General features: G+C 71.6%; 22 protein-coding genes and 1 pseudogene. 17 read left to right on the forward strand and 6 right to left on the reverse strand.

Features of this window, described 5'->3' with window-relative positions; genetic code table 11:
- Window positions 1-131: 131 nt before the first annotated feature.
- The gene (locus QT196_RS36660) at window positions 132-737 is read right to left on the reverse strand and encodes an HD domain-containing protein (RefSeq protein ID WP_290356473.1); all 606 of its coding nucleotides are present in this window, start codon (window positions 735-737) and stop codon (window positions 132-134) included.
- A 124-nt stretch (window positions 738-861) separates the two neighbouring features.
- Here QT196_RS36660 and QT196_RS36665 point away from each other — a divergent pair, with 124 nt between their 5' ends.
- The 5 genes and pseudogenes from QT196_RS36665 to QT196_RS36685 form a co-directional block, all read left to right on the forward strand.
- Window positions 862-1089: a hypothetical protein gene (locus tag QT196_RS36665; protein ID WP_042158238.1), complete on the forward strand. Its 228-nt coding sequence runs from the start codon at window positions 862-864 to the stop codon at window positions 1087-1089.
- Between the two features lie 145 nt (window positions 1090-1234).
- A complete protein-coding gene (locus QT196_RS36670; protein WP_168482996.1) occupies window positions 1235-1405 on the forward strand; it encodes a hypothetical protein in 171 nt (56 codons plus the stop codon).
- A 174-nt stretch (window positions 1406-1579) separates the two neighbouring features.
- A complete protein-coding gene (locus tag QT196_RS36675; RefSeq protein WP_290356474.1) occupies window positions 1580-3100 on the forward strand; it encodes an AlkA N-terminal domain-containing protein in 1521 nt (506 codons plus the stop codon).
- Window positions 3097-3609, forward strand: a complete 513-nt coding sequence (locus tag QT196_RS36680) for a methylated-DNA--[protein]-cysteine S-methyltransferase (protein ID WP_168482997.1) — start codon at window positions 3097-3099, stop codon at window positions 3607-3609. The genes QT196_RS36675 and QT196_RS36680 overlap by 4 nt, the downstream gene beginning before the upstream one ends.
- Window positions 3610-3749: 140 nt before the next feature.
- Window positions 3750-3950, forward strand: a pseudogene (locus tag QT196_RS36685) (2OG-Fe(II) oxygenase); the annotation flags it as partial.
- Between the two features lie 39 nt (window positions 3951-3989).
- Here QT196_RS36685 and QT196_RS36690 read toward each other — a convergent pair.
- Window positions 3990-4754: an SDR family oxidoreductase gene (locus QT196_RS36690; protein WP_168482998.1), complete on the reverse strand. Its 765-nt coding sequence runs from the start codon at window positions 4752-4754 to the stop codon at window positions 3990-3992.
- A gap of 174 nt (window positions 4755-4928) precedes the next feature.
- Window positions 4929-5969: a ScbA/BarX family gamma-butyrolactone biosynthesis protein gene (locus QT196_RS36695; RefSeq protein ID WP_323139178.1), complete on the reverse strand. Its 1041-nt coding sequence runs from the start codon at window positions 5967-5969 to the stop codon at window positions 4929-4931.
- Between the two features lie 118 nt (window positions 5970-6087).
- On the opposite strand from QT196_RS36695, the gene QT196_RS36700 reads away from it, so the two are divergent.
- Together QT196_RS36700 and QT196_RS36705 are read left to right on the forward strand one after the other, a co-directional pair.
- Window positions 6088-6774, forward strand: coding sequence for a ScbR family autoregulator-binding transcription factor (locus QT196_RS36700; protein ID WP_290356475.1), 687 nt, complete (start codon window positions 6088-6090; stop codon window positions 6772-6774).
- Window positions 6775-7380: 606 nt separating this feature from the next.
- On the forward strand, window positions 7381-9831 hold the full coding sequence (locus tag QT196_RS36705; RefSeq protein ID WP_290356476.1) for an MFS transporter: 2451 nt from the start codon (window positions 7381-7383) through the stop codon (window positions 9829-9831).
- A 187-nt stretch (window positions 9832-10018) separates the two neighbouring features.
- Here QT196_RS36705 and QT196_RS36710 read toward each other — a convergent pair whose 3' ends face one another.
- The 3 genes from QT196_RS36710 to QT196_RS36720 form a co-directional block, all read right to left on the reverse strand.
- The gene (locus tag QT196_RS36710) at window positions 10019-10603 is read right to left on the reverse strand and encodes a carboxymuconolactone decarboxylase family protein (RefSeq protein WP_290356477.1); all 585 of its coding nucleotides are present in this window, start codon (window positions 10601-10603) and stop codon (window positions 10019-10021) included.
- 89 nt (window positions 10604-10692) lie between these two features.
- On the reverse strand, window positions 10693-11226 hold the full coding sequence (locus tag QT196_RS36715; RefSeq protein WP_168483003.1) for a GNAT family N-acetyltransferase: 534 nt from the start codon (window positions 11224-11226) through the stop codon (window positions 10693-10695).
- 73 nt (window positions 11227-11299) lie between these two features.
- On the reverse strand, window positions 11300-11989 hold the full coding sequence (locus QT196_RS36720) for a FadR/GntR family transcriptional regulator (RefSeq protein ID WP_168483004.1): 690 nt from the start codon (window positions 11987-11989) through the stop codon (window positions 11300-11302).
- Window positions 11990-12154: 165 nt separating this feature from the next.
- On the opposite strand from QT196_RS36720, the gene QT196_RS36725 reads away from it, so the two are divergent.
- The 10 genes from QT196_RS36725 to hypA all read left to right on the forward strand — a co-directional run bounded on the left by QT196_RS36725 (window position 12155) and on the right by hypA (window position 23015).
- The gene (locus tag QT196_RS36725) at window positions 12155-13978 is read left to right on the forward strand and encodes a 2-isopropylmalate synthase (protein WP_290356478.1); all 1824 of its coding nucleotides are present in this window, start codon (window positions 12155-12157) and stop codon (window positions 13976-13978) included.
- Between the two features lie 444 nt (window positions 13979-14422).
- Complete coding sequence (locus tag QT196_RS36730) at window positions 14423-15157, forward strand: DUF4232 domain-containing protein (protein WP_168483005.1); 735 nt, start codon at window positions 14423-14425, stop codon at window positions 15155-15157.
- Between the two features lie 306 nt (window positions 15158-15463).
- The gene (locus tag QT196_RS36735) at window positions 15464-16552 is read left to right on the forward strand and encodes a hydrogenase expression protein HypE (protein WP_085927579.1); all 1089 of its coding nucleotides are present in this window, start codon (window positions 15464-15466) and stop codon (window positions 16550-16552) included.
- 92 nt (window positions 16553-16644) lie between these two features.
- Window positions 16645-18426 (forward strand): nickel-dependent hydrogenase large subunit, encoded by a 1782-nt coding sequence (locus tag QT196_RS36740; protein WP_168483006.1) that lies wholly within the window; start codon window positions 16645-16647, stop codon window positions 18424-18426.
- Window positions 18423-19064 carry a hypothetical protein gene (locus QT196_RS36745; RefSeq protein ID WP_290356479.1) on the forward strand — a complete coding sequence of 214 codons (642 nt, stop codon included), beginning with the start codon at window positions 18423-18425 and terminating at the stop codon, window positions 19062-19064. Before QT196_RS36740 ends, QT196_RS36745 begins: the two co-directional genes overlap by 4 nt.
- Before the next feature lie 53 nt (window positions 19065-19117).
- Entirely contained in the window at window positions 19118-19729 is a 612-nt protein-coding gene (locus QT196_RS36750; RefSeq protein WP_211117652.1) for a DUF5947 family protein, read from the forward strand.
- Entirely contained in the window at window positions 19726-20430 is a 705-nt protein-coding gene (locus QT196_RS36755) for a DUF6084 family protein (RefSeq protein ID WP_168483009.1), read from the forward strand. Before QT196_RS36750 ends, QT196_RS36755 begins: the two co-directional genes overlap by 4 nt.
- Window positions 20431-20453: 23 nt before the next feature.
- Window positions 20454-21848: a hypothetical protein gene (locus QT196_RS36760; RefSeq protein WP_266737153.1), complete on the forward strand. Its 1395-nt coding sequence runs from the start codon at window positions 20454-20456 to the stop codon at window positions 21846-21848.
- The gene (locus QT196_RS36765) at window positions 21845-22408 is read left to right on the forward strand and encodes a hydrogenase maturation protease (RefSeq protein ID WP_290356480.1); all 564 of its coding nucleotides are present in this window, start codon (window positions 21845-21847) and stop codon (window positions 22406-22408) included. Before QT196_RS36760 ends, QT196_RS36765 begins: the two co-directional genes overlap by 4 nt.
- A 226-nt stretch (window positions 22409-22634) precedes the next feature.
- A complete protein-coding gene (gene hypA / locus QT196_RS36770; protein ID WP_168483012.1) occupies window positions 22635-23015 on the forward strand; it encodes a hydrogenase maturation nickel metallochaperone HypA in 381 nt (126 codons plus the stop codon).
- The last annotated feature ends 1 nt before the right edge of the window (window position 23016 follow it).

Raw genomic sequence — 23016 nt, forward strand, 5'->3', positions numbered from 1 at the left:
TTCACCGTTCAATTGGGTGTGGGTGCTGCGGCACCCCTCCCGAGCCGCCCCGGCCAGCATCCCCCCGTCTGGCCGGGGCTTCCTCGTGCCGCGGGCGACGGCCATGGCCCGCGGGCCGCAGGGGGCGTCCGCTACGCCCCGTACGCATCCAGCGGATTGGCGGCGATCCGCGCGGCGATGCCCTGGCGGACCGCGGCGGCGGCGGAACTGTCCGGCTTGCGCGCGGCCTGGTCCCGGAAGCACGCCAGGAACTCCTCGCCGAGCCCGAGCCGCGGGTAGCGCGCCAGCACCTCGGTACGGAGGTCCGCCGACAGCGTGTCGGGACGCCGCCCGGAGATGTCCAACGAGGTGGAGTACACCAGCAGATGGGCCTCCGGATCCATGGCCACGTTCACCTCGTCCCACATGTGCCGGACGACCACCTCGGACGCCCGCACCCGCCGCTCCACCGGCCACCCGGCGCCCGCCGCGAACACCCACGCCACATGGCCACCCGCCTCGTCGAAGGGCACGGTGTGGCTGTCGAACTCCTTCACCAGCCCGAGGTCGTGGAACATGGCCGACACATAGAGAAGCTCCGGATCGAAGGCAATGTCCTGGGCCGAGGCGTAGGCGGCCGCCCAGAGATACGCCCGCACGGAGTGGTTCAGCAGCGCGGGGGAGCAGTAGGCGCTCGCCACCTCCAGCGCGGCACGACAGGCGCGGGTATCGGGAATCACAAGATCATCCAAGGTCATGGCCACGATTGTCGCCCATGGGTCATGGCCCACGGGCGAGATCACCGGTCACCCTCCAAGGGCCGTTGACGCGCACGGCGGCTGCCGAAATGCGCGAGCACGGACCCCGGCGCAGGCTGGATGCATGACCGAGCATCCGCCTGTCATCGTGCACCCGCCGACGCCGTCCGGTGGCCGACGGGTGACCGTGCGTGGGCAGATCGTCGGCCTGGCCCATGGCCGCGGCGATGTTGCCGAGTTCCTCCGCCGCGCGGGCGTCACCGGCCCGGCCGGGAGTATCGCGCTGGACGACCCGCGCCTCGTCGAATGGCGCGGTGGCTCGCTGGACGACTGGCCGATGCCACCGGCCTGAAGGCCCGCTTGCCGGACTCGCCCCGGCCCTCGTCTCCGTCCCCGTAGCCGTCACGCGGTGCCGCACGGCAGGGCGATACGCTGACGACCGACGATCGGAAGGTCGTCGTGGCTGGTCAGGAACGGCAGGAGAGCGGGGGCAGGGCATGAGCGACGACAGCGGAAACGGCGACGACGGTTCCGACAGCGGGTACGCGACGCGCAGTGGCGGCGGATCAGGGAGCTTTCCGGACCTGAGTGTCCTGCGGAGGGCGATGCGCTGGGAGACCTTCGTGCTGCTGGCGGCCTTGGTGATCCTGATGGCGGTGGCCTCGTAGTACGAGTGGGATACGGCGGAACTTCTGAACTCCGGTTGATCTCTTGGGAGTTGAGCCGTTGCCTGCTGTCCGGTCCGGGCGCCCAGGGTGCGCCGCGCAGCCCCACACCCTCCGAACGCTCCGTCCGATTTCCGCCAGCGCCGCCGTCTGACCTGCTGCACAGTGGACACTGTGATGAACGAGGACAGCAGGTACGAGGCGGTGCGCAGCAGGGACGCCCGATTCGACGGTGCCTTCTTCTTCGCGGTGTCCACGACCGGGATCTACTGCCGGCCGAGCTGTCCCGCCACCACGCCCCGACGCCTGAATGTCGCCTTCTTCCCGACCGCCGCGGCCGCCCAGGGCTCCGGATTCCGCGCCTGTCGGCGCTGCCGCCCCGATGCGGTGCCCGGCTCGGCGGAGTGGAACGCCCGCGCCGATGTCGTCGGACGGGCGATGCGGCTGATCAGCGAGGGTGTGGTCGACCGGGAAGGCGTCGCCGGGCTGGCGGCCCGGCTCGGCTACAGTGCCCGGCAGGTCCAGCGGCAGCTGAACGCCGAGCTGGGCGCCGGGCCGGTGGCCCTGGCGCGGGCACAGCGCGCCCACACCGCCCGGGTGCTGCTCCAGACCACCGCACTCCAGGCGGCCGAGATCGCCTTCGCGGCGGGCTTCGCCAGCGTGCGGCAGTTCAACGACACCATCAAGGAGATCTACGCGCTCACCCCGAGCGAGCTGCGTGCCGCCCGCCCCGGTAAGGGAACGCGCTTCGGCCCGGTGGCACCGCCCGGCACGCCCGGGGTGCTGCCGCTGCGGCTGGCCTTCCGCGGGCCGTATGCGGCGCGGCAGCTCTTCGACCACCTCCAGCAGCGCGCGATCACCGGTATCGAGGAGGTCAGCGGCGAGCCCGGCGCCCGCACCTACCGGCGGACCCTGCGGCTGCCGCACGGCGCAGGGATCGCCGAGGTCGACGAGGCGGCCGGCGACGGCTGGCTGGACTGCCGGCTGCACCTGTCCGAGCTGCGGGACCTCACCACCGCGAGCCAGCGGGTGCGCCGCCTCTTCGACCTGGACGCCGATCCGTACGCGGTCGCCGAACGGCTGCGCGCGGATGACGTCCTGGCGCGGCTGGTGGACCGGCACCCCGGTCTGCGTTCCCCGGGCGCTCCTGCCCCGGACGAGCTAGCCGTCCGTGCCGTACTCGGCCAGCAGGTCTCGGTCGCGGCCGGACGCACCCTGGGCGGCGCCCTGGTCGCCGCCTACGGAGAGCCGCTGCCCCAACCGGCCGGTGCGCTCACCCACCTCTTCCCCCGCCCCGGCGACCTGGCGCAGGCCGCCCTCACCGAACTCGGGATGCCCGAGTCCCGGCGCGCGACCCTGCGCATCCTGAGCACCGCCCTCGCCGACGGCACGGTCGTCCTGGACGCCGGAGCCGACCGGGACGAGGCCGAACGCGCGCTTCTCGGGCTGCGCGGCATCGGCCCGTGGACCGCCGCATACATCCGGATGCGCGCCCTCGGGGACCCCGATGTCCTGCTGACCGGCGATGTGGCCGTACTTGCCGGCATGCGCCGGGCCGGTGCCCCCACGGCCGGTCTGCGGGAGCGGGCGAACGCCTGGCGCCCCTGGCGCTCGTACGCGATGCACCACTTCTGGAACGCGCCGGTCACGGAGCCGGCGAGCCCCCGCCCCACCACCACGGAAAGCACCGGACCATGACGCTCTACACCACCCTCGACAGCCCGCTGGGTGAACTCCTGCTGGTGGGCGAGGAATCGGCCACCGCACCGGGCGGCACCGCGCTCGCATCGCTGTCCGTACCCGGGCAGAAGGGCGGGGCGACCGTCCAGGACGGCTGGACATACGCCCCCGCCGCCTTCACCGGCATCGCCCACCAGCTCCGCGCCTACTTCGACGGAGAGCTGACCCGCTTCGCCCTCGCCTACGCCCCCACACGGGGCACCGACTTCCAGCGGCGCGTGTGGCAGGCACTGGAGGCCATCCCGTACGGCACCACCACCACGTACGGGAGGATCGCCGCCGACATCGGTGCGGCGCGCGGTGCGGTACGCGCCATCGGCACGGCGATCGGCGCGAACCCGCTGCTCGTCGTCCGGCCCTGCCACCGGGTGATCGCCGCGAACGGTTCCCTGTCGGGCTACGCGGGCGGGCCCGCACGCAAGCAGCAACTCCTCGGCCTCGAGGGCGCTTGGCCGGAGGTCCACTGAGCCGCCCCGTACTCCCGCGACCGCCGAGCGCCGCACCGACCCACGCCCACAGGAGCGCTCCATGACCACCACGACCACCAAGCGTCACGCCCGCCCCGGCACACTCGCCCGGCGTGTCGCGGCCGCCGACTGGACGGCGCCTGCTCGTCGAGCAGCGGCCGCGCGCCCAGTCCCGCGGCACCAGAACCGTCCTGCCACCGGGCCACGGACTGATCTTCACGACCCGTGACCGCCCCGTACGCTCCGCCCGGGGCTGGTCGGCCGGCCCCGTGCGCCACGGAGTGAGCATCATTTGCTCCGGCCGGCGGCACTCCCTGGGCCTGGTCTTCCACGACGCCTGAAGCGGCCCCGGCCGCACGCGGACCCAGGGGCCGGCGGCCTCAGAGCATGGAGCCGCCGGTGACATCGATGCGCTGGCCGGTGATCCAGCGGGACTCGTCGGAGGCGAGGAAGGCCGCGACGTCGGCGATGTCCTGCGGCTTGCCGATCCGGTTGAACACCGAATAGGCCGCCAGTGCGGCCCGCCCCTCGGGCGTCGCCCGCCGCGCCGCGGTCACATCGGTCTCGACCCAGCCGGGGGACAGGGTGTTCACCGTGATCCCGCGTGCGCCGAGGTCCTTGGCGAGGGCGAGCGTGAGGGTGTCCACGCCGCCCTTGGAGACGCTGTAGGCGATCTGCGCCGGGTGTGCCGTACTCGTCACCGCCGACGAGATGTTGATGATGCGTCCGCCGTCCCGCATCCTGCGCAGACCGTGCTGGGCGATGAAGAACGGGGCCTTGATGTTGACCGCGATGGTGCGGTCGAACTCCTCGGGGGTGACCTGGTCTATGCGCCCGGGGAAGTTGAGTGCCGCGTTGTTGACGAGAATGTCGAGGCCGGGTTCCGCACCGCAGGCGGCGAGTTCGGCGTCGAAGCCGGCGAAGAGGGCTTCCACATCACCGGGGACCCCCAGCTCCGCGCCCACGAGGAAGGCCCGCCCACCCGCGGTGGTGATGCTCTCGGCCGTCTCCTTGGCCGCGGTGTCATTGCTGCCGTAGTGGACGGCGACCAGGGCACCGTCCTGGGCGAGGCGCTGGGCGATGCTCCGGCCGATACCCCGGCTGGATCCCGTCACCAGCGCGGTCTTTCCGTTGAGGTCACCCATGAGTGTGATTGGCCTTCCGTGTACCTGTGGCGGGCGCGCTGCCGCCGTTGATCATCAATTGCTGTGCTGCGGTGGGGCAGTCGGGGGCGGCGCGCCCCTGTCCAGCCGCTTCCGCCTCCTGGCCCGTACGGTGCGGATACCGGTCGCGCGGCAGGCGGCTCGTGATCCGTGTGCTCAGCGCCGGTCGTCCAGCGCCGTCAGGGTGGAGACGAACACCGGTCGGCCGTCCTGGAAGCCGGTGACCTGGACCGTCGTGGTGCAGGGGAGCGCGGACGGGACGAGGCGCGCCTCGATGTCGCAGGGCATGCCGTGCTCGGCGTAGCGGCGGAATTCGGTGCCGAAGGCGTACGGCACGAACTCCTGCGGCGCGGTCAGGACGCGGGCCGCCTGCTGTGCGGCGTCGAGCAGCAGCATCCCCGGAATGTGGTCGTTCGCGGGGTTCACCATCGCGGCATGGCCGGGCGCGATACGAAGCCGCCAGCGGTCCGGCCGCCCGGTGGGGGAGAGCAGGACATCGCGGTCATCGGCGCTGCCGGTCAAGTGGTGCGGTACGGCAGGGGGGAGCGGGGCGAGCGAGCGGCGCGCGGTCAGCCGTTCGCCGCGGATCCGGCGGTAGACGGCGGGGGAGGCGACGGTGACATCGGAGTGGCCGGTCGCGACGATCCGGCCCGCCTTGCGGATGGTCATGTCGAAGTGCCCGTTGGTGAGCCTGCCCGCCCGCATCCGCATCCGGCTACAGGTGACATCGATCGTCAGCCGGGTGGGGCCGCCCCCAACGGCCAGATGCTCGGGGTGGGTTGTATACACCAGGTCCCCGAGGATGAAGTGATGGCCCACCGGGACACCGAGTTCGGTGTGGCACAACAGCAGCCCGGCCTGGCGAATCGTCTCACCGGTGAGAATGAGATGGTGACGGCCATGTACCGGAGTGAAATACCCGTGATCGTGCGGCCACTGTGCGGTCAGCGAGAAGTGGGAGTCGTCCCGGCGGTGCCATGAGGTGACCAGAATGTCGTCGATGAACGGACGGTGCACGAATTCCTGCGGAACGCCCGGACCGTGGCGCTGCCCGGCGCTGCCGACGGGGTTCCGCTTCGGCTGCGTCTGAGGTGGAGTCCTGGGTTGAACAGCGCCGCTGACGTGCATCGTGTCGCTCATGACTGCCCCCAGGCGTCTTAATGGGATGAGGTCCGGCGCTGTTAAGATACGTACCATCCGGTTTTATTTTCAATGCCGGGCGACGAAACGGAGCAAGTAGCTGGTCCAGGCGCGACTTGAGCGGTAGCTAACTGATGCGGAACGTGAAAATACTTCGAGAGACAGGAGGCGTCCTGTGGCGCAACAGGACCGCGCGATCCGGACCCGGCGACTGATTTTGGAGGCGGCCGCCTCGGTCTTTGACGACCTCGGCTACGACCGCGCGACCATCGCCGAAGTCCTTGAGCGTGCCGGTGTGACGAAGGGCGCCCTGTACTTCCACTTCGCCTCCAAGGAGCAGCTCGCGCTCGCGGTACTTGACGAGCATGTGCTGGACATCGCGGTGGAGCCGCAGAAGATCAAGTTGCAGGAGTTCGTCGACTCGGGCCAGGTGTTGGCGTACCGGCTGCGCAGCGACCCGATCCAGCGCGGGGCGGCCCGGCTGGCGGTCGAGCAGGGCTCCAACCACCTCGACCGCAAGCAGTCGATGCTCGCCTGGACCCGGTTCGTCGTGGAGTTGCTGAATCAGGCGCGGGACCGCGGCGAGGTCATGGAGAGCGTCGTGGTGCCCGAGACCGCCGAACTCTTCGTCGGTGCCTTCGCGGGCATCCAGTTGATGTCGCATGCCCTGACCAATCAGGCCGACCTCAGCCAGCGCCTGACCATCTTCTTCCAGCACACCCTCCCCAGCATCGCGGTGCCGGCCATCCTCGCCAAGCTCAACCTGGATCCGGAGCGCGGGGAGAAACTCGATGCCACCCTCCAGGGGAAGGCCCTGGCGCACGCCGGGGCCGACGCCGGGGGCGACGTCGTCACGGGGTGAGTCCGGCCCGGCCGACGGCTGGGGCCGGGTCGAGTGGAGGCGATCCGGGCGGCATCCTGAGGACGGCAAAAACATACCGCGCAGACGGTGTTGAATGATGAAGTGTGTACGAGTCATGGATGACTTGTGCAGGTCAGAGGCGTCGCGGAGGGCTCGCGGCGCCTCTCGCCATTGGCGGGTGCGGTAGTGGAGGCGCAGCCGTGAGCGCCGGCGACGGGGGCGGGTCGGGCGTCTCGCCGTTGCCGAACGGGATTGTCAGTGGCGTGCTGTTCACTGGTCTCAGCGGGTTCGGTGGAGTCCGCATCGAGGGTGAGATCAGAGGGAGGCTCGATGAGTGGGGCGGGAGACGGCGCGGGGGAGTGGTGCGGGGTGAGGGAGATCACCGTCGTCGGGGGCAGATGCGGGGCCGCGCAGCGGAATAGCGAGCACGGGTAAAACGTTCGTCATGCACGTATCAGTGTGGTGCGTATCGGCCCGCCATCCGTCCACGGCCTGATCGTGACCGTGCCCCGCAGACGACGCCCCACGACCGAACGCCTGTCGCCCGCCGCTTGCTTCACCGCTGGACGACACCCACCCACCTCTGCCGCCCTGGAGGCCGCACGCATGACCCGGACGACGACGGACCAGCTCCCCGCACGGGCGGCGGAGACCGCGGCCACCCACCCGGGGCCCGACCCGGCCGTGGGCGGGCGGCGGAGATCCCCCGGCGGCATCGTCCCGGTCCTCGCCTTCGCGGGCATCGTCGTCGCGGTGATGCAGACGCTGCTGGTGCCGGTCATCAAAGACCTGCCGGTGCTGCTCAATACGGCGCCCAGCAACGCCACATGGGTCATGACCGCCACCCTCCTCGCCGGTGCCGTCTCGACCCCCATCATGGGGCGCCTCGGCGATCTGTACGGCAAGCGGCGGATGCTGCTGACCAGCCTCGCGGTCATGGTCGTCGGCTCGCTGGTCTGCGGCTTCACCAGTGATCTGGTCACCATGATCGTGGGCCGGGCGCTCCAGGGCTTCGCCATGGGCGCCATTCCCCTCGGTATCGGCATCATGCGTGACGAGCTGCCGCGCGAGCGGCTCGGCTCGGCCATGGGCCTGATGAGCTCATCGATCGGCGTGGGCGGCGGGCTCGCCCTGCCGGTCGCGGCCCTGGTCGCCCAACACGCCGACTGGCACACCCTGTTCTTCGGTGCCGCCGGGCTCGGCGTGCTGTCGATGGGGCTCACCCTCCTCGTCGTCCCGGAGACCTCGGTACGGGCCCAGGGGCGCTTCGACGTGGCGGGCGCCCTCGGGTTGTCGGCCGGTCTGGTGGCGCTGCTGCTGCCCCTCACCAAGGGCAGCGACTGGGGCTGGGGTTCACCGACCACCCTCATCCTCTTCGGTGTTGGGGTCGTGATCCTGGTGCTGTGGGGCGTGATGGAGCTGCGTCTCGCCGATCCGCTGGTCGACCTGCGGACCACCGCGCGCCGCGAGGTGCTGCTGACCAACCTCGCCTCGATAACGGTCGGTGTCGCCTTCTACGCCATCTCTCTGGTGCTGCCGCAGCTGCTCCAGCTGCCCACGTCGACCGGCTACGGACTCGGCCAGTCGATGGTGGTGGCCGGGCTGTGCATGGCGCCCCTGGGCCTGACGATGATGCTCGTCGCCCCGCTGTACGCCCGGATCGCCGCCCGGCGCGGCCCCAAGGTCTCGCTGCTGCTCGGCATGCTCGTCATCGCGATCGGCTACGGCGCGGGCATCGGCCTGATGGATGCCGCCTGGCAGACCGTCATCATCGCGGTGGTCGTCGGCGCCGGCATCGGCCTGGCGTACTCCTCGCTGCCCGCCCTGATCATCGGGGCCGTCGACGCCTCGGAGACCGGCGCGGCCAACGGCCTGAACACCCTGATGCGCTCCATCGGCACCTCGGTGTCCAGCGCGGTGATCGGCATGGTGCTGGCCGACATGTCGCAGAAGATGGGTCCGGCCACGGTGCCCACGATGGCCGGCTTCCGGGTCTCCTTTCTCATCGCCACGGCCGCCGTCCTCGTCGGCGTCGCCCTGGCCTGCTTCCTGCCGTCACAGCGCAAGGCGGCCGGCCCGACCCTGGTCGCCGAGAGCACTGACGGTGCGGTGGACGCGGAGAGCGCCGTCGAACTCACCTCCGTGGACGGGCAGATGGAGCCATTGGCGAAGTCGGCGCCGTCCTGGGCGCGGCCGGTCACCGAACCCCACCAAGCCCTCACCCGGCCCACCCCCGAGGCGACGACCGCGAGTGTCGACGCCGTTGGGTTCCGGGGCCGGGTGGCGGACACCTCCGGCAGCCCGGTTCCCGGCGCGAGCATCACCCTGATCGACCGGCAGGGCCGCCAGGCCGGCCTCGCCACGGCTGACGCCGACGGTCACTTCACACTCGACGCCCCCACGGCCGGCACCTACGTCCTCACGGGCGCCGCGCCCGGCCACACTCCGCACGCGGCCTCCGCCACCTACCGCGGCGCGGGCGCCGCGACCCGGGTCGACCTGGTCCTCACCGGCACCGGCCGACTGGGCGGCACCATGCTCGGCGGCGCCGAGGGCACCCCGCTGGCCGACGGGAGCATCGTCGTCACCGATGCCGAAGGCGCCGTGGTGGCCCGTACGGCCTCCGGCGCCGACGGGGCCTGGGACATCTCCTCTCTGCCGCCCGGCCACTACACCGTGGTCCTCAGCGCCGCCGGTCACCAGCCGCAGGCCCGCGCCGTGGACCTGTCCGGCGGCGCACCGGAACGGCAGGACGCCCGCCTGCAGCAGACGGCTACCGTCCGTGGCACGGTGCGCGGCCCGCACGGTCGGCCGGTCGCCGACGCCGCCGTGACCCTCGTCGAGGACGGCACGGTCGCCGGGCACACCGTCACCGGACCGGACGGCGCCTTCGCCTTCTCCGGCCTGAGCGGCGCCGACTACACCCTCACGGCGGCCGGTTACCCGCCACACACCGCCCCGATATCCCTCACCGCCGGCACCCACGAAACCCTGGACCTGGACCTGGACCTGGACCTGGAACTGGACCTGGCACAGCCACCGATACCCGCCGGCTGACGGACTCCGGCACGGGGCCGCAGGCTCGCAGACGCACACCCGCAGACACATGCAGGCGCCCTGCCGAGTGCCACTCACCCGGCAGGGCGGCGGCTTCTCAGCCGCGGTCCCAAGTCGACTGCTCCGCCTGCGACGTGACCCACGAATCTAGCCGTCCGCCATCCATCCCGCCGTGCCGCGGGATGCTTCAGCGCTTCGGCGGGTCCGGAGGGAGGAAGTCGTCGAACGTCGGTGTGCCGGGTTCCGGGGTGAGTCTGGTGGCGCGGGCGGTGAAGCTGATGGCGTGGTACCAGCCGCACAGCATCAGCAGGTCCAGGAGCTGTTCCGGGCTGAACTCCGCGCTGAGGCGCTCCCATAGCGTGTCATCGATGTCGTGGCCGGTGTGCAGGGCGTCGGCCGCGTCGAGGAGGAGTCGGTCGCGGTCGGTCGTCCAGCACGTGTCCGCGCTGCTGCCGTGCGTCAGGGAGGTGATCTGCGCCGGGGTCAGTCCGGCGCGGGGGGCGAAGCGCGCGATATGCACGCCCCATTCGTACGCGCAGCCGCAGCGTGCGCAGGTGCGGTCGATGAGGATCTCGCGGTCCCGCAGACCGAGGCTGAGTCGCCGGCTGAGCTGGTACGAGCCCCAGGCGTGCAGCGCCTCGGTCAGCGGGAGGTTGCGTGCGTAGAGCCGGAAGAGCGCGATCGGCTCCTCGTCCCCCGGCATCATGCGGTGCAGTACTTCCGCCACCTCTGACGGGTGCGGCGCCTCGGTCGGTGCAATCCGGGCAGGCATGACTCCCCTTCCGCTTGATGTGCTTTTCGAAGCAGCGGAAGGAGGCTAGTGCTTCTGAAATCGAAGCGCTAGGGGTGCCGGTGCGCCCCTCAGGCCTGGTACTCCGTGAGATCGATGCTGTGCACCGTCAGCGCATGGCCGTACTCCGGATGTGTGGCCTCCCGTTCGAAGGTCATGCCGAGCTTGCGTACGACGTTCAGGGAGGACTCGTGGCCGAGCGGGTTGACGGCGATGACGCGGTCGAGGCCGCGGTCCTGGAGGGCGAACTCCAGGACGGCCTGGGCGGCTTCGGAGGCGTAGCCCTGGCCCCAGTACTGCGGGCCCAGGCGCCAGCTGATCGCCACCTCGTGTTCGGCCTCCGGGAGGAACGCGGGGACGGACAGGCCGGCGCATCCGGCCAGTTCGCCCGAGGCGAGGAGTTCGACGGCGAAGATGCCGAAGCCTTCGTCATCCCACTCCTCCTCCCAGCGCTCGATCTCCTCGGCGGTTTGGTCCAGGTCGAGCGTGGAGCCGTCGCCGATCCAGCGCATGACCTGCGGGTCCGCGTGGATGTCTGCCAGGGGGGCGAGGTCGTCGTCGGTCCAGCGGCGGAGGATGAGGCGGGGGGTGCGGATCTCGGTCATGCCGCCCATCCTGTCGAATACGGAGGCGCGGCGGTAATCGGCGGGTGTCCGTACGCGGGCCGTCCGGTGCAGGTCAGCGGCCCAGGAGCTGCGTCAGTGTCGCGTCGAGTTCGGTCTGGAGGACGCGGCTCGCCGCCTCCCCGTCGCCGTCCGTCACGGCCTGGACGAGCGCGGCGTGCCGGGCGTCGCCGTGCTGCGGGTCCTCGTCCCGGAGCCCCAGCAGCTCCACGAGGTCGATCAGCCCTTGGCGCAGGGCCGGTGCGAACTCCGTGAACAGATCGGTCAGTACGGGGTTGTGGGCGGCCTCGACCACGGCGGCGTGCAGCGCGATGTCCGCGTCGACGAACGCCGCGTGGTCCGCTCCGGCGGCCGTGCGGCGGCCCTCCAGGGCGGCCCGCATCGCCGTGATGTCGTCCTCCGTGCGCCGGGTGGCCGCCAGCCGGGCGGCCTGCACCTCGACCATGGCGCGGACCTCGTAGACATCGGCGACGGCCGCGCGGCGCAGGCGGGTGGGCCAGCCCTCGGTGGGCTCGGTGGCGATCACGAAGACGCCGGCGCCCTGCCGTGGCCGCACCAGCCCGGCGCCGACCAGGGCCCGTACGGCCTCGCGGACCGTGGAGCGGCCGACGCCAAGGGTTCCGGCCAGCGTGGTCTCGCCGGGCAGCTTGGTGCCCACCGGCCAGTGGCCGCCGGTGATCTGGTCGCGCAGCCGCTGGGCGGCCTGTTCGACCAGGGGGCTGGGGCGGAGCGCTTCGAGTGACATCCCGGCGTACCTCTCAGGTTGTCTGAGGAGTTGATTCATGGCTACTGTACCGGCCATGAAGCTGCGTGGTCTCCTTCTCGGCCGCCGCGGCGGGGCCTGACGCGACCGGCACCCCGCCGTGGGGTTCGGTGCTGCCGGTCTCCCGCCGGCTTGTGAAGGACCGTCATGCCCTGTACCCACTCCGCCGATCCCGTCGCCGCGAGCGCCTACCCCACGCTCCGTACGCCCGCCGGACCGGTCCCCGCCGACGCACCGGCGTGGAATCCGCAGCGCGGCAGCGCGATGCCGTCGCACCGCTACCGGCCCGCCCATGAGCGCGTCGAGGTACCGCTCACCGGACGGGCCTGGCCCGCCGCCCGGATCGAGCGCGCCCCGCTGTGGGTGCCGGTCGATCTGCGCGACGGCAATCAGGCGCTCGCCGAGCCGATGGACACCCCACGGAAGCGCCGGATGTTCGATCTGCTCGTCGCGATGGGCTTCAAGGAGATCGAGGTCGCCTACCCCTCCGCGAGCCGTACCGACTTCGACTTCGTCCGGCACCTGGCGGACAGCGGCGCGGTGCCGGACGACGTGACGGTGGTGGTCTTCACCCCCGCCCGGCGGGACCTGATCGAGCGGACCTTCGCGGCCGTCGAGGGGCTGCCGCGCACCGTCGTGCACCTCTACACGCCGACCGCGCCCACGTGGCGTGACGTGGTCCTGGGCCGCAGCCGTACGGAGGTGCGCGACCTGGTACACGACGCCGCGACGTACATGGCCCGGCTGGCCGCGGCGCGGCCCGGGGCCGACATCCGGTTCCAGTTCTCGCCGGAGGTCTTCAACCTCACCGAGCCCGATCTCGTACTGGAGATCTGCAATGGTCTGACGGACCTGTGGGACGCCTCGCCGGACCGTCCGGTGACGCATAACCTCCCGGCCACCGTCGAGGTCGCCACCCCCAATGTGTACGCCGACCAGATCGAGTACCTGCACCGTCATCTGACGCGGCGGGACGCGGTGGTCCTCTCCGTGCATCCGCACAACGACCGCGGTACCGGGGTGGCCTGTGCGGAACTCGCCGTGCTGGCCGGGGCGCAGCGGGTGGAGGGCTGTCTGTTCGGCAACGGGGAGCGCACCGGCAACGTCGACCTGGTCACGCTGGCCCTCAACCTGCACACCCAGGGCGTCGACCCGATGATCGACTTCTCCGAGCTCGGCACCGTTCGCCGCACGGTGGAGGACTGCATCCGGCTGCCCGTCCACCCACGCCACCCCTATGCCGGTGACCTCGTCCACACCGCCTTCTCCGGCACCCACCAGGACGCCATCAGCAAGGGCCTGGCCCACCACGCCCGGCGCGCGGCCGACTTGGGCGTACCGGAGTCCGAGGCGCCCTGGACGGTGCCGTATCTGCCCGTCGACCCGGCCGACCTCGGCTGCACCTACGAAGCGGTCATCCGGGTCAACAGCCAGTCCGGCAAGGGCGGGATCGCCCATCTGCTGCAACTGCACCACGGCCTGGACCTGCCGCCGGACATGCGGCCCGACTTCTCCCGCACGGTGCAGCGCGCCACCGACGACAGCGGGCAGGAGGCCACCCCGGAGGACCTGTGGGAGCTGTTCCGGAGCACCTATCTCGCGCCGGGGGAGGAGGGCCCGCTGATGCTCGACTCCTGGAGCACGTCCGAGCCCGCGCCGGGCGAGCACCGCGTCCGCTGCGACCTCGGCGGGGGCGGCACCGTCGACGGCCGGGGGCGTCACGAAGGCACCGGCAACGGTCCGCTGGCCGCGTTCGCCGACGCGCTGGCCGCCGCCGGACACCCCGTCGGCATCCTCGGCTATGCCGGCCATGCCCTCGCCCCGGGCCCGGACAGCGCCGCCGTCGCCTACGTCCGGTGCCGCATCGGCGGCGCCACCTACTGGGGCGCGGGCCAGGACACCTCCGTCCTGATGGCCTCGGTCCGGGCGGTGCTGTCGGCCGTGAACCGGGCAAAGCGGGGGGCTCGCTAGGCCCGACGGCGCCACCTTCCGTGACCCTCGCTTCGCCGGTGCCACGGCGCACGCTCCCCGCTCGCCGGTCCGCCGCACGCCTACGCGACCACCTCTCCGCCCGCAACTCGGGGCGTCCGGACGGGTGACACCGGAGCGGTGCCACCGGGGCCGGTGGCACCGCAGGGGGCCGTGGGACCGGTGATCTCGGTCGACGGAACGGCCGAACCCGGCGGTGCCGCATCCGCAATCCGGGAATTTTCTGCGAGTCTGAGCGGCACGACCCACATCCCGGCTGGTCACGCCGGTTGCCGGGGTTTTCGGCGTGTCGGTGACCCATACTCGTTAGTGATGTGTTAGTGCCTCGTTAGCGGACCGGCAGTGCCCAGGGCCACGCTGGAACGAGCAACGGACGGACCGCACCCCACTACGAGAGCTCGCACCCACCAGACGAGGGGGACAGTTATGTCGCTCACCATCAAGACGCTCGGCCGCGGTCGTCGTGTCGCCGCCGGATCGCTGATCGCTGTCGCGGCGCTTGCACTCACCGCCTGTGAGGGCGGCCCCGACGCCGCATCCCGCCCCTCGTCGGCCGCCGCACCCGCCAGCTCCCACCACAAGGAGAGCGGCGGCTCCTCGTCGTCCCACGGCAGCGCGGAGTCGTCCGGTGCGAAGGCGCAGTCCTCCCCGGGCGGTCAGCGGCCGTCGGCGAAGGCGGCCACGCCCGGCGGTAAGCCGACGGCCAAGGCCCCCAGCGCCGCGGAGGCCCACACCTCCGCCGAGGCGACCTCGGACCGCTGCACCGCCGCCAATATGTCGCTGCGCCTGGGCGCCGCCGACGCCGGTGCGGGCAACATCCGCTACCCCCTCGTCTTCACGAACAAGGGCACGAAGGCCTGTTCGCTGCGCGGTTTCCCGGGCGTCTCGCTGATCAACCGTGACGGTTCGCCCGTCGGCAAGCCCGCCACCCGCGACGGTGGCGCCGGCGGTGTCGTCCGGCTCCAGCCGGGCCAGAGCGCCCACGCCCTGCTGCACACCCTCAACGAGGGCGTCTCGGACACCCCGTGCTGGGGCAAGTCGCAGATCGTCTACGTCTACCCGCCCGGCTCCAAGGAGTCGATGACCACCGGCAGCCGCGGACTGCGGGTGTGCGGCGGACGGTTCGAGGTGACCGCGGTGGAGGCCGGTGCCCTGGGCTGACGGCCCGGTCCGCGGACCGTGATCAGGACGGCCGCGGACGGCTTCGGTACGACAGCACGCCCCCGGCGCACGGTGCGCCGGGGGCGTGTGGTGTGTGGTGTGTGTGGCGGACCGGCACCCAGCGCGTGGCGTGACGGCAGTCGCCGGTGACTCGTTGTGGTGCTGTGGCCTTCGATTCGGCGCTCGGGTGGTGTGTCACCGCAACGGCCCCTGGTGACCGCCCCGTGTCCGGGCATCGGTGTTACCAAGGTGGAGGGAAGCCTTGAATGAGCGCTTTCGTTGCATATCTGCCTAGGAGACCTGCCCATGTCCGCAGCTTCGAGCGTGGCCGACAAGGCCGCTGCGAACGGAAAGCCGTCCGCCGAGGACGAGTCCCCGATCCACATTCTCTGGATCAACGCCGGCCTGAGCTGCGATGGCGACTCCGTGTCGCTCACCGCCGCGACGCAGCCGAGCATTGAGGAGATCGCGCTCAGTGTGCTGCCCGGGCTGCCCAAGATCGCCGTCCACTGGCCACTGATCGATTTCGAATGCGGCCCGGTCGACGGCGCGGACACCTTCATCGAGTGGTTCTTCAAGGGCGAACGCGGCGAGATCGACCCGTTCGTGCTGGTCATCGAGGGATCCATCCCCAACGAGTCCATCAAGCCGGAGGGCTACTGGTGCGGCTTCGGCGACAACCCGGAGACCGGCCAGCCGATCACCACCAGTGAGTGGATCGACCGGCTCGCCCCCAAGGCGCTGGCCGTCGTGGCGATCGGCACCTGCGCCACCTACGGCGGTATCCATGCGATGGCGGGCAACCCGACAGGAGCCATGGGTGTGCCCGACTATCTGGGCTGGGACTGGACGTCCAAGGCCGGGATCCCGATCGTCTGTGTGCCGGGCTGCCCGATCCAGCCGGACAACTTCTCGGAGACGCTGACCTATCTGCTCTACCAGGCGACGGGCGCGGCTCCGATGATCCCGCTGGACGACCAGCTGCGGCCCACCTGGCTCTTCGGCGAGACCGTGCACGAGGGCTGTGACCGGGCCGGCTACTACGAGCAGGGCCAGTTCGCCACCACCTACGACTCGCCCAAGTGTCTGGTGAAGCTCGGATGCTGGGGTCCCGTGGTCAAATGCAACGTGCCCAAGCGGGGCTGGATGGACGGCATCGGCGGCTGCCCGAACGTCGGCGGTATCTGTATCGCCTGCACCATGCCCGGCTTCCCCGACAAGTTCATGCCGTTCATGGACGAGCCGCCCGGCGGCAAGATCTCCAGCAGTGCCAGCTCCGCGTACGGCAGCGTGGTCCGCCGTCTCCGGAGCATCACGGCCCGGACCGTCGACCACGAGCCCAAGTGGCGCCACCGCGGCGACCAACTGACCACCGGCTACCGGAAACCGTGGTGAGCACACCCCGCCCGTAGCCGTCCGGCAGCACCCCGGACCCTCCGTCCGACCCCACCTCCGCGCGCACGCAAAAGAAGGGCACGGCACTCACGATGGCACCGAGAACGAAGGCGGCCGACGGCAGCGGTCTGACGGAGATGTCCTGGGATCCGATCACCCGGATCGTGGGCAGCCTCGGGATCCACACCAAGATCGACTTCAAGCAGAAGCGGGTGGCGGAGTGCTACAGCACCTCATCCGTCTTCCGTGGCTACAGCGTCTTCATGCGCGGCAAGGACCCGCGTGACGCGCACTTCATCACCAGCCGGATCTGCGGTATCTGCGGTGACAACCACGCCACCTGCTCGGTGTACACCCAGAACATGGCCTACGGGGTGAAGCCCCCGCATCTGGGGGAGTGGATCATCAACCTCGGCGAGTCCGCCGAGTACATGTTCGACCACAACATCTTCCAGGAGAACCTGGTCGGGGTCGACTACTGCGAAAAAATGGTCCGCGAGACCAACCCCGGCGTCTGGGAGCTCGCCCAGCGCACCGAGGCCCCGCACGCGGGCGACCACGGCTACCGCACCATCGCTGACATCATGAGCTCCCTCAACCCCATCGAGGGCGAGTTCTACCGCGAGGCCCTCCAGGTCAGCCGCTACACCCGGGAGATGTTCTGCCTCATGGAGGGCCGCCATGTGCACCCCTCCACGCTCTACCCGGGCGGTGTCGGCACCATCGCCAGCGTCCAGCTGTTCACCGACTACCTCAGCCGGCTGATGCGCTATGTCGAGTTCATGAAGCGCGTCGTCCCGCTCCATGACGACCTGTTCGACTTCTTCTACGAGGCGCTGCCCGGGTACGAGGAGGTCGGCCGGCGGCGCGTGCTGCTCGGCTGCTGGGGTGCGCTCAACGACCCGGACCACTGCGACTTCACCTATCGCAACATGACGGACTGGGGACGGAAGATGTTCGTCACCCCGGGCATCATCGTCGACGGCAAGCTGGTCACGAACGACCTCACCGAGATCAACCTGGGCATCCGGATCCTGCTGGGCAGCTCCTACTACCAGGACTGGGAGGGCCAGGAGCAGTTCGTCACCCATGACCCGCTCGGCAACCCCGTCGACCCGCGCCACCCGTGGAACCAGCACACCATCCCCGCCCCGCAGAAGCGGGACTTCAACGACAAGTACAGCTGGGTGATGTCCCCGCGCTGGTTCGACGGCAAGGAGCACCTGGCCCTGGACACCGGCGGCGGCCCGATCGCCCGGCTGTGGTCCACGGCCCTGTCCGGGCTCGTCGACACCCCGTACGTCAAGGCCACCGGCCACAGCGTCACCATCGACCTGCCCCGCTCCATGACGCGGCCCGAGGCCCGCTTCGAGTGGAAGATTCCCAAGTGGAGCAACGCGCTGGAGCGCAACCGGGCCCGCACCTACTTCCAGGCGTACACCGCCGCCATGGCGCTGCACTTCGCGGAGAAGGGCCTGGAGGAGGTCCGCGCCGGACGCACCCAGACGTGGGAGAAGTTCGAGGTCCCCGACGAGTCGATCGGCTGCGGCTTCACCGAGGCGGTGCGCGGCGTCCTCTCGCACCACATGGTCATCCGGGACGGCAAGATCGCCAACTACCACCCGTACCCGCCGACCCCGTGGAACGCCAGCACCCGCGACACCTACGGCACCCCCGGCCCGTACGAGGACGCCGTCCAGAACACCCCGATCTTCGAGGAGAACTCCCCGGAGAACTTCAAGGGCATCGACATCATGCGCGCGGTGCGCAGCTTCGACCCGTGTCTGCCGTGCGGCGTCCATATGTACGTCGGCAACGGCAAGTCGGTCGAGAAGATGCACGTGCCCACCGGTCTGAGCGGGCTCGCCGGATGAGCGCCCGGGCCACCACGGCGGAGGCCGCCGCACCGCAGACCGGTGCACCCGAGGCCGCCGCGCCGTCCGCAGCCGCCGCGGCCCCCGCCGCGGCCCCCGCCGTGCCGAACGCCGAGGCGACCGGCCGGCGCGTCGAAGAGGTGCTGGACCGCCTCGCGCAGCGCGACGACCGCGAGGCGAGCGCCGCCGCCGAGGAACTCGTCCGCGTCCTGATGGACTTCTACGGCGCGGGCCTCGCCCGGATCATGCACCTCATGGGCAGCGCCACGGGCGACGACCGCGCCCGTCCCGCGCTGCTGGGTGACGAGCTGGTGACCAGCCTGCTGGTGCTGCACGATCTGCACCCCGAGGACACCGCGACCCGCATCGGCCGCGCCCTGGACAGTGTCCGCCGCCAACACCCCGCCGAGGTCGCCGAGTTCGACGCGGACGCCGGAACGCTGCGGCTGCGCGCCGCAGACTCCGGCGGCTGCGGCTGCCCGAGCACCAGCCAACAGGCCCAGCAGACCGTCGAGGCCGCCGTCTCCTGCTTCGCGCCCGAGGTGACCTCCATGGGGTGGGAGGCGGCGGGCGAACGGGCCGAGCCGGCGCTGTTGCAGATCTCCCGTCGTCCGCCGACCGCCGCCACCGCCTCGTGAGCGGCCGGCCATCGGCGCTCCCGCGCCTCGGACCGCCGCCCGCCCACCGCGGCCTGCGCCGCTTCCGGGCCCCGGTGCCGGCCGCCCCCGAGCGCTGCGAACTGTGCGCCGTGGTGCTCGCCGAGCACAACCACCGCCACCTGGTCGACACCGCGCGCCGCGCGCTGGCCTGTGCCTGCACCCCGTGCGCACTGCTCTTCGACCGGCCCGGCGCCGGCACCGGACAGTTCCGTACGGTCCCCGACCGCTACTTCGTCGACCCCGGCCACACCCTCGACGACACGGCCTGGGACCGGCTCCAGATCCCCGTCGGTGTCGCCTTCTTCCTGCGCACCGCCGAGCCGGACCGGCTGGCCGCTCTCTACCCCAGCCCGGCCGGCGCCACCGAGAGCGAACTCGACCCGTCGACCTGGCAGACCGTGCTCTCCGCCAGCCGGCTGGCCGCCCTCCTCCGGCCCGATGTGGAGGCGCTGCTGCTGCGCCGCGCCGAGGGCCGGATCGACTGCTACCTGGTGCCCGTCGACATCTGCTACGAACTCGTCGGCCGGATGCGCCTGTTGTGGCAGGGCTTCGACGGCGGAGCCGAAGCACGCGCCGCGCTCGCCGACTTCTTCACCAAGGTCGCCCGCCGGGCTCGTGAGCCGAGGGAGGACGACCGGCCGTGACCGAGCTGTCCTTCGTCTGCACCGGCGTCCGCGCCGACCGCTACGCGGCCGCCCCCACCCTCCTCTTCCGGCTGCGCATCACCGCCGCCGAAGCGGCCCGGGTACACGCCCTCGCGCTGCGCTGCCAGCTCCGTATCGAACCGGCCCGCCGCGGCTACCGGACCGACGAGGCCGAGGCGCTGTCCGACCTCTTCGGCGAGCGGTCCCGCTGGGGCACCACCCTGCACCCGCTCCAGTTCGCCCAGGTCTCCCTGGTCGTACCCGGTTTCACCGGCGAGACGGAGGTGGATCTGCCGGTCCCCTGCACCTACGACCTGGATGTCGCGGTCGGCCGCTACTTCCATGCGCTGCGCGAGGGCGAGGTCCCGCTGCTGCTGCTGTTCTCCGGCACGGTGTTCGCCGGCGCGGGCGGCTTCCAGGTGCACCCGGTGCCCTGGAGCAAGGAAGCGTCCGTACGGATGCCGGTGGCCGTCTGGCAGGAGATGACCGAGGCACACTTCCCCGGCTGCGGCTGGCTGCGGCTGCCCCGCGAGACCCTCGACGCGCTGCTCGCCTACCGCTCCCGGCACGCCCTGCCCTCCTGGCAGGCGACCGTCGAGTCGCTGCTGGCCGGCGCCGACGGCACCCCGCCGCCCGCACCGCACGCCCGGCTCTTCCCGGGCGCCGCCGTCCGCCCCGTCAGCGAGAGGACCGCGCCGTGACGACCAGCGTGCTGCCCGAGGAGATGGCGGACCGCTTCGCCGCCGCCCGCCAGGTGGCCGACGCCGTGCTGTTCGAGGGCTATGTGCTCTACCCGTACCGCGCGTCCGCCGCCAAGAACCAGCTCCGCTGGCAGTTCGGGGTGCTCGTCCCGCCCCACTGGGGCGCCGACAGCGCGGAGCACTCCTTCCAGCGCACCGAATGCCTCATGGAGCCCCGCTCCGGTGCCCGGCTCTCGGCCGAGCTGCGGTTTCTGCGCGCCCAGCGGCGCACCGTCCAACGCCGGTCTCCGGACGGCGGGTTCGAGACCGTGGCGGAACTCGCACTGCCCGACCGGGTGCTGGTCCCCTGGGACGAGGGCGTCGAGGAGCGCGTCACGCTCACGGCCGATGTCTCCAAGCTGACCGGCGAGGGCGTCACCGTCCCGTTCACCCGGCCCGCGCGGGACGAGACCGAGCCGGTCCATGACGCCGACGGACAGCTCGTCGGCCGGCTGGTGCGCCACACCGCCCGGATCGACGGCCGGGTCCGGCTGACCGCGAGCGAACTCGACGGCCCGTACGTGGCGTTCCGGCTGACCGCGACCGTCGAGAACACCAGCGGCTGGCAACCGGACGAGGATGGCGCCGACCGTGCCGCGGCGCTGCCCCGCTCGCTGGTCGGGTCCCATCTCCTCCTCGGCCTGAGCGCGGGCGCGTTCGTCTCCATGACCGACCCGCCCGAGTGGGCCAAGGCAGCCGTCGCCGCCTGCCGCAACGAGCACGCCTGGCCCGTGCTGGCCGGCGAGTCCGGCCGCGCCGATGTGGTGCTCTCCGCGCCGATCATCCTGGAGGACCACCCGGCCATCGCCCCGGAGAGCCCCGGCGCGCTCTACGACGCCCTGGAGATCGACGAGATCCTGACCCTGCGCACCGCGGCCCTCACCGACGAGGAGAAGCGCGAGGCCCGCGGCACCGACCCCCGCGCCGCCGAGGTCATCGAACTCGCCGACACCATGCCGCCCGAGGTGCTGGAGCGGCTGCACGGCGCCGTACGGGCCCTGCGCGAGGTCACCGGACCCGGCCCGGCCGCCCCGGACACGCTCACCCCGGACGTGCCGGGCCTCCGCCCGGACACCCCCTGGTGGGACCCGGCGAGCGACCGCAGCGTCGATCCCGTCCGCGACCGGATCACCCTCGACGGGCAGTCGGTCGGCGCCGGGAGCCGGGTGCTGCTGCGCCCCGGCCTGCGGCGCACCGACGCCCAGGACCTCTTCCTCCAGGGCCGTACCGCGCAGGTCGAGGCGGTCCTGCACGACGTCGACGGCGGGGTGCACCTCGCGGTGACCGTGGAGGGCGACCCGGGCGCCGACATCCGGCGCGAGCAGGGCCGGTTCCTGTACTTCCAACCCGACGAGGTCGCTCCCCTGGAGGACGCGTGAGTCCCGAGGCATCCGTGGCCAGGCGGCCAGCGAAGACGCTGATCGCCGGCGTCGGCAACATCTTCCTCGGTGACGACGGCTTCGGCGTCGAGGCCGTCCGCCGGCTCGGTGAGCGGCAACTCCCCGACGGGGTCGAGGTCGTCGACGTCGGCGTACGGGGCGTGCACCTCGCCTACCAGATGCTGGACGGCTACCACACCGTGCTCCTCGTCGATGCCTCCGCGCGCGGCGGCGAACCCGGCACCGTCTACCTCCTCGACGCCACCGCGCCCGCCGCCCGCCCGCCGGACACCGCGCTGGACGGCCACCACATGACCCCCGACACCGTGCTCGCGCTCCTGGACACCCTCAGCGCGGGCACCGGCGGCCGGCGCCCGGAGCGCGTCCTGGTCGTCGGCTGTGAACCCGCCGATGTCGCCGAAGGCATCGGGCTCAGCGAACCTGTCGACGCCGCGGTCGACGAGGCCGTACAGCTCATCCTGCGGCTGGTCGGCGCGGAGGAACCGACCCCGTCCGCCGCCGGACCGCACACCAGTGAGAGGAACACGACACCATGCTGAAGTTCGCCCTGAGCGGGGCGCTCGCCGCCGCGCTCGCCCTCGTCGTGAAGTCCATGCTGCCCGACCTCAAGCGCTATCTGCGCATCCGCGCCATGTGACGGGGCGGCGCTGCACCGAACGGTGTACGCCACCGCGCCGCCCCGGCGAGGCACCCCGGCCGCCCTCCGGCCGCGCCGTCTAATGAAGCCGAGCGGCACCCGGTCGTCCCCGCACCAGAGAGGGACCGATGCACGAGATGTCCATCGCGCTTGCGGTCGTGGACCAGGTCGAGAGCGCGGCCCGGCCCGCCGGCGCCACCGCCGTCCACAGTGTCCGGCTGCGGGTCGGTGAACTGGCCGGGGTGGTCCCCGACGCGCTGGCCTTCTCCTTCGAACTCGCCTGTGCCGGAACGGTGCTGGAGGGGGCGGAGCTGGTGACGGAATCCGTCGCGGCCCGCGCCCGCTGCGAGCCCTGTGCGGACACCTGGCCGGTGGGCATGCCGCCGCAGCTCAGCTGTCCGGGCTGCGGCGGAGCCACGGCCGAGCTGCTGTCCGGCCGGGAACTCCAGATCGTCAGCGTGTGCTGGAACGACGCCCCGGTACACGCACCGACCCACGAGGAGCGCTGAA

The sequence above is a fragment of the Streptomyces sp. P9-2B-2 genome, from assembly GCF_030406865.1.
Classification (GTDB): domain Bacteria; phylum Actinomycetota; class Actinomycetes; order Streptomycetales; family Streptomycetaceae; genus Streptomyces; species Streptomyces platensis.